Source organism: Sutcliffiella horikoshii (genome assembly GCF_002157855.1).
Taxonomy (GTDB): domain Bacteria; phylum Bacillota; class Bacilli; order Bacillales; family Bacillaceae_I; genus Sutcliffiella_A; species Sutcliffiella_A horikoshii_C.
On sequence record NZ_CP020880.1, the window covers coordinates 3,600,951 to 3,617,355 of the forward strand.

A 16,405-nucleotide genomic window follows, 5' to 3' on the forward strand; every position below is an offset into this window, starting at 1 on the left:
CTCCCGCCGGAGTCTCATAACTTGCACTACAATTAACCGGGGATATCTAATAAACAACAAAAAGGGTCTGCGTTATTCTCATTTGGTAGAGAATAACACGAACCCTTTTCTTCTATATTATATGGTCAACCTGTCAGTTTGCTGCTGTTTCAGGTTTTATGGGCGGAAATTACGGTCTACTTCTTCAACAATCTTCAAGCTTCTTTGGTAATCCTTTTCTCGTTTCTGCTCCACTTCTAAGAGTTTTGAGAGCTTATTTGAGTACTCCTCATAACCAAAACCATAAGCTTGATACATTGCCTTCTCCATTTCACCTGTGTACTTTACGTGTACCTGATGGATAATAAACCATTCCCTTCCTATTTATAAGTGTTGATTTTTCGTACCAGTTTTCTGATACCCTCAAAGTATTTGTAGTAAACACCTTATTAATCATAGCAGGGGTGGTTAAATTATCCAAACGAAGTATGGAGCGATTACTGGGGATATTGGTGGTTGTGGGGTAATTAGGGAAGGTGGTTGATAGGAGACTTAGAATTCCTCTTGAATGCTAGGGCGTTCTGGTTGTCCTGATGTAATCGATGCTTTTGGTCTTGTTTTGATGTTAAATCTGGATACTGGTGGTGCATGTTGTGATTGGCAATTAACCTCTGCAGCACAATTGTCCGAACACCCTAGTAAAATAGAAGAAGAATGTCCGAACTGATGTAAAAATTGACCGAACCATTTTAAGCAAGTTTAAAACAGTGACATTTCTTTAGTTTTCATGCAAAATCCCCACAAAAATCATGTAAAAACCTTTTTCAAATAAAAAAGCCCAACCCCAAAAGGTCAGACTCTCCACTAATCAATGCTTCAATTCTTCAATTCATTAAAATCACTAATACAAGACTGCACCAACGTCACGGATTGGCTCATTGCCGCGCCGCCTCCAAATGCCGCTGTCACGCCACAAACTTCCAGGATTTCCTGCTCTGTTGCACCTTGATCTAAGCAACCTTTTGTGTGATAAACAATGCAATATTCATCTTGGGAATACACACTCACACCAAGAGCAATCAATTGTTTCTGCTTTTTATCGAGTACGCCTTCTTTAAAACAAGCTTCTGTAAACTCGTTGTAGTGATGCGCAAGCTCTGGCATTTTTTCAGAAAATACACCTAGTCCTACTTTATAATCATGAAGTGCTGCTTCTGCATAATTTTTCGGCTCGTAATGTTGTTCCATTGAAGACAACTCCCATCCTTATTTTTCACAAAGTTAGTATTTGTTTAGGTGGGAGGTTCGTATTCAATTATTACAAAAAAAAATAACTCCGAACCATAAATATAGTCCGGAGTTATTTATTCAAATCTTATTCTTCATCAGATGCCTTTGCAGGAAGCACAGATCCTTTGTATTCTTCTTCAATGAATGCTTTGATTTCATCAGATTGAAGCACTTCTACCAATGCTTTGATCTGTTCATTATCTTTATCTTCTTCACGAACAACGATAAGGTTTACGTAAGGATTGTTTTCGCCAGATTCCAAAGCAATTGCTTCTTTTTCCGGATCGATATCAGCGCCAAGTGCATAGTTACCGTTAATCAGTACTGCATCTCCGTCGCCGTTCAAGTATGCTTGCGGTAAGAATGCCGCTTCAAACTGAGTATTGAACTCAAGATTCTTAGGGTTCTCTTCAATATCATCTACAGATGCAGATGTAACTTCTACACCTTCTTTTAACGTAATTAGTCCTTTTTCTTCAAGCATTGCAAGGATACGGCCATGATCGGCAACGGAGTTACTCATTAAGATTTCTGCACCCTCAGGTAGTTCTTCTAGGCTGTCATACTCTTGGGAGTACACACCGATCGGTTCAATGTGAACGCCACCTGCACTTACAAATTCGTAATCATTTTCTTCGATTTGGCTTTTCAAGTATGGCTCATGTTGGAAGAAGTTCGCATCAATGTCTTTATCACGTAACGCTTGGTTCGGTATGATGTAATCTGTATACGTTTGAATGTCTAATTCAATACCCTGTTCTTCTAATAAAGTTTTTGCTTCTTCAAGGATTTCTGCATGAGGTACATTTGATGCACCTATAACCAGCTTACCTTCCTCGATTCCTTTTTCACCGCCGCCACATGCAGCAAGTACTAGCACTAATAATGACATTACAGCGAAACTTAAAACCTTTTTCATAATTTAGTCCCCTCTTTCTTATCGTTTGTCTAGTTTGTTGGTTATTAAATCTCCAATAAATTGGATGATAAATACAATGATTAAGATGATGACTGTACATACAAGTGTTACTTCCCAATTGTTACGCTGGAAACCATCTAAAAATGCAAGGTTACCCAACCCACCTGCACCGATGATTCCTGCCATTGCTGTGTAACTTACAATAGCAATTGCCGTGACCGTTATACCGGAAACCAATGCTGGCATCGATTCCGGAATCAATACTTTCCAGATGATTTCTGAAGTTTTTGCGCCCATGGAACGCGCTGCTTCAATGACACCTTTGTCGATTTCACGTAATGCAATTTCCACCATTCTTGCGTAGAAGGGTGCTGCTCCTATGATCAGAGCTGGCAATGCCGCGTTGGCACCAATAATTGTATCCATAATGAACCTTGTAAAAGGAATAAGTAAAAATATTAAAATGACAAATGGGATCGAACGGAAGATATTAACAAAAGCAGCAACCAATCCATTAACTAATCGGCTTTCCCATATGTTTCCCTTAGCTGTTAAAAACAATAATAGTCCTAAAACAATTCCTAAAATGAACGTAGCGACAACCGATATACTGCTCATATAAAGAGTTTCTAAGGTTGCTTCCCACATCTTGTCCCAATTAACTCTCTCAAGCATGTGTCATCACCTCCAACTCCACTTGCTGCTCACGGATAAATCTCAATGCCTCTTGAACTTGCGTTTCTTCGCCATCGAGGTGCACAAATAGTGTGCCATATGCTCCATTTTGAGTCTGCGAGATTTTCCCTTGAAGAATGTTCACTTCAATTGGAAATCTGCGAATTAAATTCGTAATTAATGGCTGTTCTGCCGAAGTCCCTACAAATGTTAGTTGAATTACTTTTCCTTGTGGGAATTCAGCCAACAAGTGCTCCACTGTTTCTTGCGTATCTTCTGGTTCTGTCACCTGTTTTACGAATCGTTTTGTAATTGGCTGTTCTGGCTTTCGGAAGACATTTAGTACATCTCCCTGCTCCACAACCTTACCATTTTCCATCACCGCTACTCGATGACAGATTTTCCGGATAACATGCATTTCATGTGTGATTAGTACGATAGTAAGAGATAAACGCTTATTAATATCGACTAAGAGGTCTAAGATTGAATCTGTAGTCTGTGGATCCAATGCAGAAGTAGCTTCATCACACAAAAGAACTTTAGGATTATTTGCAAGTGCTCTTGCTATTCCGACACGTTGCTTTTGTCCGCCGCTTAGTTGAGATGGATAGGAGTCTCCTCTTCCCTCTAATCCTACAAGCTTGATGAGTTCATCCACTCGCTTGTTTCGCTCTGACCTGCTCACTCCCGCAATCTCAAGTGGAAATGCGATATTTTCTTTTACTGTTCTTGACCATAAAAGATTGAAATGCTGGAAGATCATACTGATTTCCTGGCGTGCTTCTCTCAGTTCCTTGCCCTTAACTTTTGCAAGATTTCTTCCTGCTACATCCACCACTCCGTCAGTTGGTGTTTCCAGTCCGTTCAGCATGCGGATCAACGTACTTTTTCCTGCACCACTATACCCGATAACACCGAAAATCTCTCCTTGGTTGATGGATAAATCTATATTATCAACAGCTGTCACTATTCCGTTTTTCGTTTTAAATACTTTTTTTACACCCTGAAGTGAAATCATGTTCGCACCTACCTTCTTACTTTTCCTTGTTTTAGCTTACCCAATTAAGTTTAAACAAACGTTTGTTTAATCCTTGAAAATAAAAAATCCCTTCTGCAACAATGAGCAGAAAGGATTAAATGAGAAAAGTCCTTTCTCTCATCTATCAAAGCAAAATGCTTTGTGTGAATTGGCACCAATTTCAACAATTCCATGTTGACGGTTGCCGGGTTTCATAGGGCACGTCCCTCCACCTCTCTCGATAAGAGATAAACATATATAATTAAAATTAAGTATTTGGGCAATTCGAATTAACGAGTGTTATCGTATCACGGTAATAATTAGCCTGTCAATTAAAAACTTTTTTTCCTTATTTAAAATATCTTTAAAGCATTCTCATCCACGCTAAAATCAGCTGTTTTATTTTGAACGATTTCTCCGTCACACTGCATGACCATGGAGGAACTTGGGCTTATTTTAATGGATGCGCCTCTAAACATCGTGACATTTCGGTGTTTAATATGTCTCCCTCTAAAAGCAAGGGGAAACACAAATAATAACTCCCATCTTCCAATACCAGAAACCACACATATATCCAATTCTCCATCAGTTCCACAGGCATCTGGGCAGATCATGATTCCCCCTCCATAATAAGGGAGGTTGGCTACTGCTATCAGCCAAACATCCTGAAACTTATAAAACTTTTCATCTACTTCAATAGAAACATCAGACGGTTGGTAGGTGAAAAGAACTCTGAAAATATTCAGCACATACGACAAGTCGCCTAAACCTAATTTGTTCAAAAGACGTTTTGACCTTGACCTATTGGTTACTTCTGCAACCTTTCCGTCAAACCCAAGTCCCGCAATTGAAATATAATGCTCTTCTTCTACTTTCGGTACATCTATCAGTTGATAGGAACCCTTTAAGATCCTAGACAATGCACCTTCCACAGCAAAAGGGACTCCAAGGCTTCTTGCCAAGTCATTTCCAGAACCGGCAGGAACAATCCCGAGAGCCACTTTTTTATGAACCAATTTATTTACCACTTCATGAATGGTACCGTCTCCTCCGACTACCACAACAGCATGAATCAAATTCTCATCTATATTTTCTATCAATTCACCTGCATGACCTGCATATTCAGTAAAAGAAACGAGATAAGTTACATTTTTCTCTTCTAAGTACTTCTCCGCTTCTTTCCACATACGAAGTCCTTTTCCGTTGCCAGCCATCTTGTTGACAATAATATGATACACTCTCCTACACCGCCTATAAATTCTCTTTATCTAACTACTTTAATTCGTTATAGGCGAGGACAATTCCTTTAAGATACCTCTTTTCTTTCTGAGCGGTTTACAAGCGTAAATAGGGAATCCATAAGCAAGAAATGTCTGAAGGATCCTTTAAATGCCAAACCTTTCACATCTCTCATCTTCGTTCCGTTCAATAGTTCCAATATTTCTTCTTTTGTTCCTTCTATCACAATATCAGCCACCGTTGCATCTTGCACCAGTTGCATTTGGTTTTTACTTAGTGAAAAAAACGACCTTTCCCCTTGGGTGACTATACAGCAGCGCAGACTGTAGTATGGCAAAATCTCCATGACATGCAACTTACTTTTGGCTTTAAGAAGAAACATTTCCAAGTTCTCTACTACCATTACAAACCAGCCCCCTTTGCTATTAATTTCCCTGTATATCAGCCTAATCCCTGCAATAAAAAAAGAACAATTACCGCGTATTGCCGATAACTGTTCTTCATTTCCCAAGAAATATGTCAGACTATGATGTCTTTACCATAGTCTTTTGGTAACTTGCCGTCGTTTTTTCCCTAAACATCATATAAAAGAAAATAGAACTTGTCAGATAAAGCACAGCCGTGATGGAGAATACAATCGAATATCCCCAATATTCCCCGTACAAAAGAACAATGGTCATGGAGACCGGACCCATACTTGCCCATCCGAGTGAGAAGACCATTTGATTAATGGAGTTTGCAAAACCCTTCAAAGAGTTATCAACTTTTTCCATCATCATCGAAGAAATAATCGGATTGGCCGCATTCATCAATGCTTGCCTAAATAAAAATCCGAGGGCAGCGAGCCAGAAAATCTGTGTAAAGGCGGTTAGTAGCATAAATGGTAAGGAAAGAAGCTGTAAAATGACTACCGCTCTCATCTCCCCTACTCTCCTTACTACCGCAGGTCCAATAATCATTGCAACTGCAGTGACTGCCTGCCCTAGGGAAAGAACTAAACCAATGGTAGAATTTGATGTTCCAAAACGGTCTGCAAAGTACATATTCAAGTAAGGAATGACCAATCCTGACCCGAACCCTACCAAAATAGAGGCAAAAGAGAAAGCAAAGATAAGTTTCCATTGGCCCTTTGGTATGGAGGCTTGGAAATTTTTAAAGGTAAATGCTTTATTCTCTTTCTCTCTTGGTACTTCCGTAGTTTTTAATAAAGGGATGATTCCCATCATGAAGATGAGACTTCCGAGTAGAAGTGTCAGCCTGATACTCCAAACAGGACTCAGACCTACGACGTGTAAAAGCAAATCAGTTAGTGTCCCTCCTAAAAGATTTCCAACAACGTTTGCTCCCATTATAACAGCAAAGTGATAGCTAAAGAGTTTAACTCGTTGTTCTTTAGTCGAACTTTCTGCAAGCCATGGAACTGCTGTCACTTGAATGAAAGCCATCGCTATCCCTGCAATAAAAGCACTGACCAAAAGCAGTGATTCTAACTCGAAGATACTTCTCAAAAACATAAAGATCCCACTAAAAAACACACCAAATATCATCATCTTCTTTCGGCCAATCCGATCGCTTAATATACCAGCCGGAATCAAGATGATCGCCGCTGCCAGTGAGGAAGCCGCGATGACATTACCATTTACAGTCTCGGCAAACCCAAGCTCCCTTATATAAAAATTATAGACAATCATAAAAATCCCAAGCCCTATTTGCGTAAGGATATTAACAATGAACAACTTCTGGATATTATGATCATACCGTTTAAATGACTGAAACCAGTTTGCATTTTTCAACATATATGTACCCCTTGTTTGTATGTTTGAAAATATATTTCGTCTCCCTAAACAAACTTACCCCTTTTTCAGAAAAATGGCAATAGGTGATTCTGTCGAATATGAAAAAATATGCAGTAACCTTGTTGATTGGAGTGGAAGGCGAAGACTCCTGAGGGAGATAGCGCTAGGTGGAGACCCCACAGGCTAAGCCGAGGAGGCTCCAGCAGCACCCTAGAAAAGCGAAGCCATTTGCGGAAATCAACAGCGGTGTTAAATAATTTCTAAAATTAAATACTTCTTCAATGGCCTTCACCAAGTTAGGAGGCTCCCCGACCGGCCGCAGGCAAGCGAAGCGCCTGGAACGGAAATCAACAGTTTAAGGATTCCATAAAAAAAACACCACTAGGGTGCTTTTAATTCACTGACTTTCCATCATACTGTTTAATGAGCCCATATAAATACTCCACAGAACGAAAAGCATAAATTTTTTCCTTTATCTCACCATTTTCGAAAATCATCATACAAGGAACACTTTCGATTTCCCATGTCATAGCAAGATCCTGAATATAATTCACATCAAGCATCCCAAAAGGAAGATGCGGAAAAAGCTCTTTTGTCACATCCATCATTCTTTTAGCAACCTGACATGTCCCACACATAGGAGTGTAAAAATAAACCACACTTCGCTTATTTTTGTTAATTTCCTGTAAAAGCTCTTTCTTCGTCCAATCCTTCATTCTCTCATCCTCATTACACCTTATTACAAATATTCTGCATGAATATCAATGTTTGCACTTAACAACACCGTAGCTATATGGTGATATGGCGCTGATGCCACTTCTCGGTACATTTTGTCTATATAGAGGTGCTCCGCCTCTGGAAACTCCCTTTTAAAAAGCTTTCGCAATTTTTCACCGGAACTATCTGCATCCACCAAGATATAAACTTCTTTGTCCATAATATCTTCCATTAATTCATCAAGTTTTGTGACACTGATCGTTCCATTCGTACATATGATATGAACTGGCTCATTGATGACTTCCTGAACACGTTTCTTATCTGATTTCCCCTCAACTATGATGATCTTTTCCTCATGTATATAATCCATATCCATCACCTGTTCTAAAAAGATGTATAAAGATAAATTGCTTTATACTATAACTATTCCGAATAGTGGTAATGTACACATATAATTAGAAATAAGGGCGCTAATATATAAAAATAGGGGCGGAACTAAATTAAGTCCCAACCCCACCGATGGTTAACACCATCCATTTTCGTAGTCGCAATCTACATATTTGGCATCTTTTTCAGAAGGCACTGAAACCTGTTGGAAGATCTTGCTTCCTTCTTGTTCATAGCCATTTTTCAATGCGTATTGGTTGCCTTGATCGGTAAACGTCACTTGCCCGATGGATTCATTTTCCACGTAAAGCTCAAAACCTTGGTTTGTCAACTTACCGTTTACTCGGTCGGTGATGTCCAACCTTTTGTTATCCAACGTCATTTAAGGTCACCCTCTTTAGTAAAAGTTAACTAAAGTTAGGTTGCCCCTCGTGTTAATTATTAGTCTTCTTTTGTCATTTCCTCATATTGCTCAGCAGTCATTAAATTGTCAACTTCGCCAGCATCTGCAGGTTCCACCACAATCATCCATGCTTTTTCATATGGTGATTCGTTAACAAACTCAGGGCTGTCATTTAAATCTTCGTTAACTTCTACTACTTTTCCGCTTATAGGAGCGTAAAGTTCAGAAACTGTTTTTACAGATTCTACACTTCCAAATGGCTCATCTGCAGAGATTTCATCTCCAACTTCAGGAAGTTCAACAAACACGATATCGCCAAGCTCGGATTGTGCAAAGTGCGTAATCCCCACTCGTACTTTTTCTCCTTCAACTTTTACCCATTCATGCTCTTCGGAATAACGTAAATCTTTAGGTGTGCTCATTAATAATTCCCTCCATCAAACTAGTTTATTTTAGCTCTTCTAATAGGGGTTACCCAATAAAAAGAGAGCCTTTCCTATTTCCATGTTTCTTCGAACTGCTTTTCATTAAATCCAACTGTTACTTTGCTGCCGTCCGTAGTAATCGGGCGTTTGATCAACATGCCGTCCGTTGCAAGAATATCAAGCAACTCCTCATCGGATGCTGTTTTCACTTTATCCTTCAATCCAAGCTCACGATATTTCATGCCGCTTGTATTAAAGAACTTCTTCAGTTCGAGACCGCTTTTTTTGTACAGCTCCTCTAACTTTTCACGTGATGGTGGATTTTCGACAATATGTACTTCTTCTACCGCTACACCATTCGCCTCAAGCCACTTTTTAGCATTGCGGCATGTGCCACATTTAGGATACCAATAAAACGTTACTGTCATAACCTTTTTGCACCACCTTAGCATACATGATTTTACTCATATATTGTAGCATAACAGAAAGCCTGCGCCTAATTTTCAACACGCTATTTTCTATAATTCGACGTCTTTTTCTATTTTCCTTTTTGACGAGAGACAATTTCTGTAGACCATAGATTTTGAAGGGTATTACCGTTAAAATAAACCTATAGTAGGAACGTCGGAAAGGATGAGCTCTGTGACGGAAAAATTATCAAAAGAACTTAAAGAGTTTTTGTTCTCTTCTTTTGAAAAGAAATTGGCTGTCAAAAAGAGAGCTTATTTATTTCAAGAGGGCATGGTGGCCTCTGAGATATATTTAATTTTGAACGGAAGCTTTAAAATAAGCAAGGTGACACCTGATGGCCAGGAGCTTACTTTACGGCTGTGCAGCGAGGATGACCTTGTGGGAGAACTGACTTTATTTTGTCCAGGAGCAATTTATATGCTCAGTGCTAAAGCAATGGATGATAAAGGTAGTGTGCTTGTCATCCCTAAATTGGAATTGGAACGGAAACTCGCAGAAAACGGCCAGCTTGCTTTGGAGTTTATGAAGTGGATGAGTCTTCACTATCGTAAAACACAGACAAAATTCAGGGACCTAGTATTAAACGGTAGAAAAGGCGCCTTATACTCGACTCTGATTAGGATGTCTAATAGCTATGGGATCTTAAAAGAGGAGGGTATCTGGATTGACCTCCCCTTAACCAACCAGGAACTGGCCAACTATTGCGGAACTTCACGGGAAGTAGTGAACAGGATGCTTTCGGAGTTGAAAAAGAATGGCGTTGTATCCGTTGATAAGGGGAGAATCACTATTCATGACTTGAATCATCTGAAGGTGGAGATTCATTGTGAAAATTGTCCGGATGAGTTGTGTCGGATCGACTAGTGAATATTTAAAAACCCAGGCTCTCCATTAAAGAGGCCTGGGTTTTCGTTATCATACAGTATATTTCTGTGTATCCAATACAACTGCTGCAATTTCGCGCTTCTTCGCAACCACATTGATTGGTGTGTGACGAGTAAATTTGCGAAGTGCAGAGATCATCATGCGAAGGGTATCACCAGTTTCAGCAGCTACTAATGTTTCTCTTGCATCCGCTTCGATTTGGTTGAACGCTTCTTGACAGAACACTTGCGTGTAAAGTACTTTCAATTTGTTTTTATCTTCGCCGGATTTTGCAATCGCTTTTTCTGTACGTAGAACAGCAGATTCCATGGAGTAAACATTGCTAATGATATCTGCAATGTTAACAAGCAACTCTTGCTCTCTTTCCAATGCTTTTCCGTATTTTTGAGCAACAAGACCTGTCATTAAGATAGCAATTTTCTTAGCATTTTTCACAAGATATTTCTCTTGCTCCAATACTCCATCGCCAACTTCTTCAGGCATAAGCATCATTAACTCTTCTTGTAGGCTTTGCGCTTTTTGGATAAGTGGAAGTTCGCCTTTTAATGCTTTACGCAGGTAAGTTCCTGGAACCAATAAGCGGTTAATTTCATTTGTTCCTTCGAAAATACGGTTGATACGGGAGTCGCGATACATTCTTTCTACTTCATACTCTGCCATAAATCCGTAACCACCATGGATTTGAACTGCTTCATCCACTACATAGTCAAGCGTTTCAGAACCGAATACCTTGTTCAAAGAACACTCGATAGCATATTCAGAAACTGCTTTTGCCACTGCATTAGGATCTTTCTCTTCCTCTTTCGTCAAGCGGCCCATGCTGTCTTCAAAAAGACCAACTGTACGGTAAACGGAGCTTTCCGTTGCGTATGTTTTAACAGCCATGTTTGCAAGCTTCTCTTGAATAAGGGAGAATTTTGCGATAGGTGTTTTAAACTGTTGGCGTTGGTTTGCATACGTTGCTGAAAGCTCGATTCCACGCTTAGCTCCGCCCACTGTCCCAACAGCCAATTTGTAACGTCCGATGTTAAGAATGTTAAACGCGATAACGTGCCCGCGTCCGATTTCACCAAGAAGGTTTTCTTTTGGTACTAACGCATCTTCCAAGATCAATGTACGTGTGGAAGATCCTTTGATACCCATTTTCTTTTCTTCCGGTCCAGTGGAAACCCCTCCAAACTCGCGCTCTACGATGAATGCGGAGAAGTGTTCGCCATCGACTTTTGCATAGACAACGAATACATCAGCAAAGCCTGCATTTGTAATCCATTGTTTTTCACCATTCAATACATAGTGTGTGCCTTCGTCATTCAACTTAGCTGTCGTTTTCGCTCCAAGTGCATCAGATCCAGAACCTGGCTCTGTTAAAGCGTATGCCGCAAGCATTTCACCTGAAGACAGTTTAGGAAGGTATTTTTGTTTTTGGTCTTCATTACCGAAAAGAACGATAGGAAGGGACCCGATTCCAACGTGTGCTCCGTAGGATAAGGAGAATCCGCCAGCTCTTGAGAATTTTTCTGTAATTAAGGATGAACTGATTTTATCAAGTCCAAATCCGCCGTATTCTTCTTGTACGTCTGCTCCTAATAGTCCTAGTTCTCCTGCTTCTTTTAAAAGTTTAACGGAGATATCGAAGTTGTGGTGTTCGATTTCTTCTAGGTTTGGTACTACTTCGTTTACGACGAATTCTTCTGTTGTTTTGGCGATAAGTTTGTGTTCGTCTGAGAAGTCTTCTGGTGTGAAGACTTTTTCTGCGGCGATGTCGTCAAGTAGGAAGCTTCCACCTTTGATTATGTTTTCTAATGTGTTTGACATTTTGTTTTCCTCCTGTTTGGTTACTATATTAGAATCACTCTTACACCGCTGTTGATTTCCGCAATGGGCTTCGCTTTCCTAGGGGCGTTGCTGGAGCCTCCTCACTGCGTTACGGGGTCTCCACCTAACGCTATCTCCCTCAGGAGTCTTCGCCCTGTGCTCCAATCAACAGCTAAGTTATTTTTTGAAAATAAATTTAAGCCAGTAGTTCGAATACGCCTGCTGCGCCCATTCCGCCGCCGATACACATGCTGACGATACCGAACTGTTCGTTGCGGCGTTGCATTTCGTGTAGGAGGGTCAGGGTGAGTTTTGAGCCTGTGCATCCAAGTGGGTGTCCAAGGGCTATTGCTCCACCGTTTACGTTTACTTTGTCTTCATCAAGACCCAGTTCGCGCATGACTTGGATTGCTTGAGATGCGAATGCTTCGTTTAACTCTAGTAAGCCGATATCGGAAAGTTCCAAGCCTGCCAGTTTAAGTGCTTTAGGAATCGCTACAACCGGGCCTATTCCCATTACTTCCGGTGGTACGCCGCCTACAGCGAAGGATCGGAATTTAGCGATTGGTTTTAATCCAAGTGCTTCCGCTCTTTCTCTTTCCATCACAAGGACAGATGCTGCTCCGTCACTTGTTTGTGAAGAGTTTCCTGCTGTTACGGAGCCTTTGACATTAAATGCCGGACGCAGTTTGCTCAATACTTCCATGGAAGTGCCTGCTCTTACTCCTTCATCCTGGCTGAAAGTGAATGTGGACTCTTGCAGTTTGTGATTTGCTCCAACCTTACGCATGGTTACATCCACAGGTACGATTTCATCCACGAATTTCCCTTCTTGAATTGCTCTTGCAGCGCGCTCATGACTGCGAACAGCGAATGCATCCTGGTCTTCACGGCTCACTCCGTATTTCATTGCTACTTGTTCTGCTGTGTGACCCATTCCCATGTAGTACTCAGGTGCGGAGTCAACAAGTCGTGCATTTGGTCTTACTGTGTGCCCTACCATTGGTACCATGCTCATGGATTCTGCACCACCTGCGATGATGGATTCAGAGTGTCCTAGCATGATTCGCTCTGCTGCATAGGCAATAGTTTGCAAGCCTGAAGAACAGTATCTATTTATTGTGATTGCAGGTACGCTTGATGGAAGTCCTGCCAATCCGCCGATGTTTCTTGCCATATTGAGTCCTTGTTCTGCTTCTGGCATGGCACATCCGAAAATCAGGTCATCGATTGGACCATCGTAATTGCCTGCTCGTTTTAGTGTTTCTTTTACTACTAATGCCCCTAGATCATCTGGTCGAACTGTAGCTAGTGATCCTTTTCTTGATCTTCCGACTGGTGTTCTTGCACCAGCAACAATAACCGCTTCTTTCAAAGTGCTCCCCTCGCTTTTCTAGTAGTTTAGTAGATTTCCTTTTAACACCGCTGTTGATTTCCGCACATGGCTCGCTTTCCTAGGGGCGCTGCTGGAGCCTCCTCGGCTTCCGCCTGCGGGGTCTCCAGCTAGCGCTATCTCCCTCAGGAGTCTACGCCTTTTGCTCCAATCAACAGCTAAGAAATTTATCTATCATTATGAATTGGTTTAGTTACGTAATGGCTTTCCTTTTACAAGCATGTGTTGCATGCGTTGTTGGGATTTTGCTTCTCCAACTAGGCTTAGGAATGCTTCGCGCTCAAGGTCTAGTAGGTACTGTTCATCTACTTCTGTTCCAAACGGTACATTTCCGCCTGCGATAACGTAGGCAAGCTTTTTAGCGATCTTTAAATCGTGCTCGGAAATGAATCCGGAGTATTGCATATTGTGTGCTCCAAGCATTAAGGTTGCATAGCCTGTTTCCCCCACTACAGGGACTTTTCTGCGAACAGGTGCTGTGTAGCCTGCATCATATAGGCTTGTTACCGCCTGCTTTGCATCATGAATCAGGTGGTCCCCGTTGAAGCTGATTTGATCTTTATTATTCAGCAAGTGCAGATCTCTTGCTTCCGCTGCAGAAGTAGAGACTTTTGCCGTCGCAATTTGTTCGAATACTTTGTTCGCAACCTTTTGCAGGTCAAATTCAAGGCCTTGTGGCATGCTGCTTAAATGCTTCATGTAAAGCTCTTTATTTCCGCCTCCACCAGGGATCAATCCGACTCCGACTTCTACAAGGCCCATATACGTTTCACTGGATGCCTGCAGTTGGCTTGTCGGCAGGCAGATTTCTGTTCCTCCACCGAGTGTCATGCCAAATGGAGCAGCCACAACCGGCTTGGAACTGTATTTAATATTCATCATGGCTTGTTGGAAGTGCTTCACAACCATTTCTATTTCAAAATAATTGTCGTCTTGTGCTTCCATCAGAATCATCGCAAGGTTTGCACCTACACAGAAGTTCTTTCCTTGGTTTCCGACAACAAGTCCCTTATAGTTTTTGTCCACTTCTTCGAGCGCGTAATTCACCATCTGAATGATATCAAGGCCAATCGCATTGTTTGGAGATTGGAACTCAAGTAGTGCCACATCGTCTCCAAGATCGATTAAGCTTGCACCTGAGTTTTTCTTGATAACACCTTTTGTTTCTTTGAGAGTTTTTAAGTGTACAACTTTCGGGTTTACTTCTAGCGCTTTGTAAGTACCGTTGTCATAAAACAGCGTGGTCCCGCCATCTTTTTGGTAGAAAGAACGATGACCGTTCGCTAGCATTTCGTCGACCCATTTCGGAACAGCGATTCCATCCTCTTTCATTTTCAGGACCGATTCTTCTAAACCGATGGCATCCCAAGTTTCAAATGGTCCATGATCCCAGCCGAAGCCCCATTTCATCGCTTGGTCAATTGCCACGATATCATCTGCGATCTCACCTAATAATTCAGCGGAATAGCTTAACACTGGTGCAAGAATGCTCCAGATAAGATTTCCTGCACGGTCGTCCGCATATACAAGCGCTTTCATTTTATTGCTGTAACCTTTTGCTTGTTTGCTCATTTCAAGAGCAGGAGTTTTCAACTTTTTACGTGCATCATATTCTAATGTTTCTGGGTTAAGTTCTAGAATCTCTTTCCCTTTTTTCAAGAAGAAACCTTGACCGGACTTGGAGCCCAACCAGCCTTTTTCCTTCATCTTGTTCATAAAGTCAGGAATGCGGAATACTTCTTGTTCCTTGCCCTCTACTTTTTCATAAACATTGTTGGCCACATGGATGAATGTATCCAAGCCTACCACGTCAAGTGTACGGAATGTTGCGCTCTTCGGTCTGCCGATTGCAGGACCAGTAACAGAATCCACTTCCCCGACACTATAGCCGCCCTCAAGCATTTCATTTACTGTAACAAGTAAGCCATACGTTCCGATGCGGTTTGCAATGAAGTTTGGCGTATCTTTTGCAAGTACGATGCCTTTTCCTAACACATCTTCACCAAACGTTTTAATGAAGCTAACAACTTCGTGACTTGTGTCTTTAGTTGGAATCACTTCAAGCAATTTCAAATAACGCGGTGGGTTAAAGAAATGCGTTCCAAGAAAGTTCTTTTTGAAGTCTTCCGAACGTCCTTCCGCCATCGCTTCAATGGAAATACCAGATGTGTTGGAACTGATGATGCTTCCTGGTTTCCGGTGTGCATCTACCTTTTCGAATAGTTGCTTTTTGATTTCTAGGTTTTCAACGATTACTTCAATGACCCAGTCACAATCTGCAATTTTCGCAATATCATCCTCTAGGTTTCCTGCTTCAATTAGAGCAAGATTAGATTTGGATGTAAGTGGAGCTGGTTTTTGCTTTAATAACTTTTGTACTGCTGTATTGGTAAATTTGTTTCGGATTGCTTTATCAGAGAGTGTTAAGCCCTTTTGTTCTTCTTCACTCGTTAATTTGTTAGGAACGATATCTAACAAGATTGTAGGAATTCCAACGTTTGCTAAGTGTGCGGCAATGCCGGATCCCATAACTCCCGATCCGATTACAGCAGCCTTTTTAATACTTTGTTTCATTCTTCCTCCCCCTTGATAGTTGGTTTTAAAAGTAAGCAACAATTTTTGAATGAATGCTCATTCATTTTTATCACAAAAAAATATCTCCTTTGTAAGAAGTTCCCTTGGTTTTAACTATAAAGTATTTTGAAAATTTTCGCAATAAATAAATAGGATTTTTCCATATTATTTTCTAATGTACGCTGCATGTCGCTGGATGGTGTGGGAAAAATGTAGGTGTGGAGGTGAGACATCATGGCAAAGTTAAAAAAACAACCTTCTCAGGCAGCTAAAAGTGCTGCGAGTGTAAAAGGAAACGCAGGTCCTACTATGGAGATGGACTATAGCGGCAAAAAGACGAGCAACAATCAGCAGTACGGAAAGCAGAACATGCAAGACTAGAGTTATAAACGTAAAGAGCGTGCATTTCGCACGCTCTC

The 16,405-nt window shown here is 41.0% G+C and carries 19 protein-coding genes and 1 riboswitch; of the genes, 3 read left to right on the plus strand and 16 right to left on the minus strand.

From position 1 onward, the window contains the following. Window positions 1-156: 156 nt before the first annotated feature. The gene (locus B4U37_RS22085; protein ID WP_198317048.1) at window positions 157-297 is read right to left on the minus strand and encodes a YuzK family famiily protein; all 141 of its coding nucleotides are present in this window, start codon (window positions 295-297) and stop codon (window positions 157-159) included. Window positions 298-547: 250 nt separating this feature from the next. Here B4U37_RS22085 and B4U37_RS22090 point away from each other — a divergent pair, with 250 nt between their 5' ends. Beyond that, window positions 548-706 (plus strand): hypothetical protein, encoded by a 159-nt coding sequence (locus B4U37_RS22090; protein ID WP_157663833.1) that lies wholly within the window; start codon window positions 548-550, stop codon window positions 704-706. 149 nt (window positions 707-855) lie between these two features. Here the strand turns inward: B4U37_RS22090 and B4U37_RS18540 are convergent, their stop codons facing one another. The 12 genes from B4U37_RS18540 to B4U37_RS18595 all read right to left on the minus strand — a co-directional run bounded on the left by B4U37_RS18540 (window position 856) and on the right by B4U37_RS18595 (window position 9,276). Next, entirely contained in the window at window positions 856-1,227 is a 372-nt protein-coding gene (locus B4U37_RS18540; protein ID WP_088019427.1) for a carboxymuconolactone decarboxylase family protein, read from the minus strand. A 127-nt stretch (window positions 1,228-1,354) separates the two neighbouring features. Further along, window positions 1,355-2,188 (minus strand): MetQ/NlpA family ABC transporter substrate-binding protein, encoded by an 834-nt coding sequence (locus B4U37_RS18545; protein ID WP_088019428.1) that lies wholly within the window; start codon window positions 2,186-2,188, stop codon window positions 1,355-1,357. An 18-nt stretch (window positions 2,189-2,206) separates the two neighbouring features. Continuing rightward, window positions 2,207-2,863, minus strand: coding sequence for a methionine ABC transporter permease (locus B4U37_RS18550; protein WP_010196658.1), 657 nt, complete (start codon window positions 2,861-2,863; stop codon window positions 2,207-2,209). Continuing rightward, a complete protein-coding gene (locus B4U37_RS18555; RefSeq protein WP_088019429.1) occupies window positions 2,856-3,881 on the minus strand; it encodes a methionine ABC transporter ATP-binding protein in 1,026 nt (341 codons plus the stop codon). Before B4U37_RS18555 ends, B4U37_RS18550 begins: the two co-directional genes overlap by 8 nt. 135 nt (window positions 3,882-4,016) lie before the next feature. Continuing rightward, window positions 4,017-4,129: riboswitch (SAM riboswitch) on the minus strand. Between the two features lie 105 nt (window positions 4,130-4,234). Further along, complete coding sequence (locus B4U37_RS18560; protein WP_088019430.1) at window positions 4,235-5,119, minus strand: diacylglycerol/lipid kinase family protein; 885 nt, start codon at window positions 5,117-5,119, stop codon at window positions 4,235-4,237. Between the two features lie 68 nt (window positions 5,120-5,187). After that, a complete protein-coding gene (locus tag B4U37_RS18565; RefSeq protein WP_088019431.1) occupies window positions 5,188-5,523 on the minus strand; it encodes a hypothetical protein in 336 nt (111 codons plus the stop codon). Window positions 5,524-5,644: 121 nt separating this feature from the next. Next, on the minus strand, window positions 5,645-6,916 hold the full coding sequence (locus B4U37_RS18570; RefSeq protein ID WP_088019432.1) for an MFS transporter: 1,272 nt from the start codon (window positions 6,914-6,916) through the stop codon (window positions 5,645-5,647). A gap of 392 nt (window positions 6,917-7,308) precedes the next feature. After that, a complete protein-coding gene (locus B4U37_RS18575; RefSeq protein WP_088019433.1) occupies window positions 7,309-7,632 on the minus strand; it encodes a thioredoxin family protein in 324 nt (107 codons plus the stop codon). A gap of 23 nt (window positions 7,633-7,655) precedes the next feature. Next, window positions 7,656-8,003 carry a toprim domain-containing protein gene (locus B4U37_RS18580; protein ID WP_010196671.1) on the minus strand — a complete coding sequence of 116 codons (348 nt, stop codon included), beginning with the start codon at window positions 8,001-8,003 and terminating at the stop codon, window positions 7,656-7,658. A 153-nt stretch (window positions 8,004-8,156) separates the two neighbouring features. Next, the gene (locus B4U37_RS18585) at window positions 8,157-8,402 is read right to left on the minus strand and encodes a YusG family protein (protein ID WP_010196674.1); all 246 of its coding nucleotides are present in this window, start codon (window positions 8,400-8,402) and stop codon (window positions 8,157-8,159) included. 59 nt (window positions 8,403-8,461) lie between these two features. Continuing rightward, on the minus strand, window positions 8,462-8,845 hold the full coding sequence (gene gcvH / locus B4U37_RS18590; RefSeq protein WP_010196676.1) for a glycine cleavage system protein GcvH: 384 nt from the start codon (window positions 8,843-8,845) through the stop codon (window positions 8,462-8,464). Window positions 8,846-8,919: 74 nt separating this feature from the next. Then, window positions 8,920-9,276 (minus strand): arsenate reductase family protein, encoded by a 357-nt coding sequence (locus tag B4U37_RS18595; protein ID WP_088019434.1) that lies wholly within the window; start codon window positions 9,274-9,276, stop codon window positions 8,920-8,922. A gap of 205 nt (window positions 9,277-9,481) precedes the next feature. Here B4U37_RS18595 and B4U37_RS18600 point away from each other — a divergent pair, with 205 nt between their 5' ends. Then, window positions 9,482-10,183, plus strand: coding sequence for a Crp/Fnr family transcriptional regulator (locus tag B4U37_RS18600; RefSeq protein ID WP_088019435.1), 702 nt, complete (start codon window positions 9,482-9,484; stop codon window positions 10,181-10,183). Window positions 10,184-10,234: 51 nt separating this feature from the next. Here the strand turns inward: B4U37_RS18600 and B4U37_RS18605 are convergent, their stop codons facing one another. From B4U37_RS18605 to B4U37_RS18615, 3 genes are all read right to left on the minus strand, one after another. Beyond that, window positions 10,235-12,019, minus strand: a complete 1,785-nt coding sequence (locus B4U37_RS18605; protein ID WP_088019436.1) for an acyl-CoA dehydrogenase FadE — start codon at window positions 12,017-12,019, stop codon at window positions 10,235-10,237. A 196-nt stretch (window positions 12,020-12,215) separates the two neighbouring features. After that, window positions 12,216-13,394, minus strand: a complete 1,179-nt coding sequence (locus B4U37_RS18610; RefSeq protein ID WP_010196686.1) for an acetyl-CoA C-acetyltransferase — start codon at window positions 13,392-13,394, stop codon at window positions 12,216-12,218. Between the two features lie 207 nt (window positions 13,395-13,601). Then, window positions 13,602-15,986, minus strand: a complete 2,385-nt coding sequence (locus B4U37_RS18615) for a 3-hydroxyacyl-CoA dehydrogenase/enoyl-CoA hydratase family protein (protein WP_088019437.1) — start codon at window positions 15,984-15,986, stop codon at window positions 13,602-13,604. Window positions 15,987-16,220: 234 nt separating this feature from the next. Here B4U37_RS18615 and B4U37_RS18620 point away from each other — a divergent pair, with 234 nt between their 5' ends. After that, entirely contained in the window at window positions 16,221-16,367 is a 147-nt protein-coding gene (locus tag B4U37_RS18620) for a YuzL family protein (RefSeq protein ID WP_010196688.1), read from the plus strand. Window positions 16,368-16,405 lie beyond the last annotated feature (38 nt).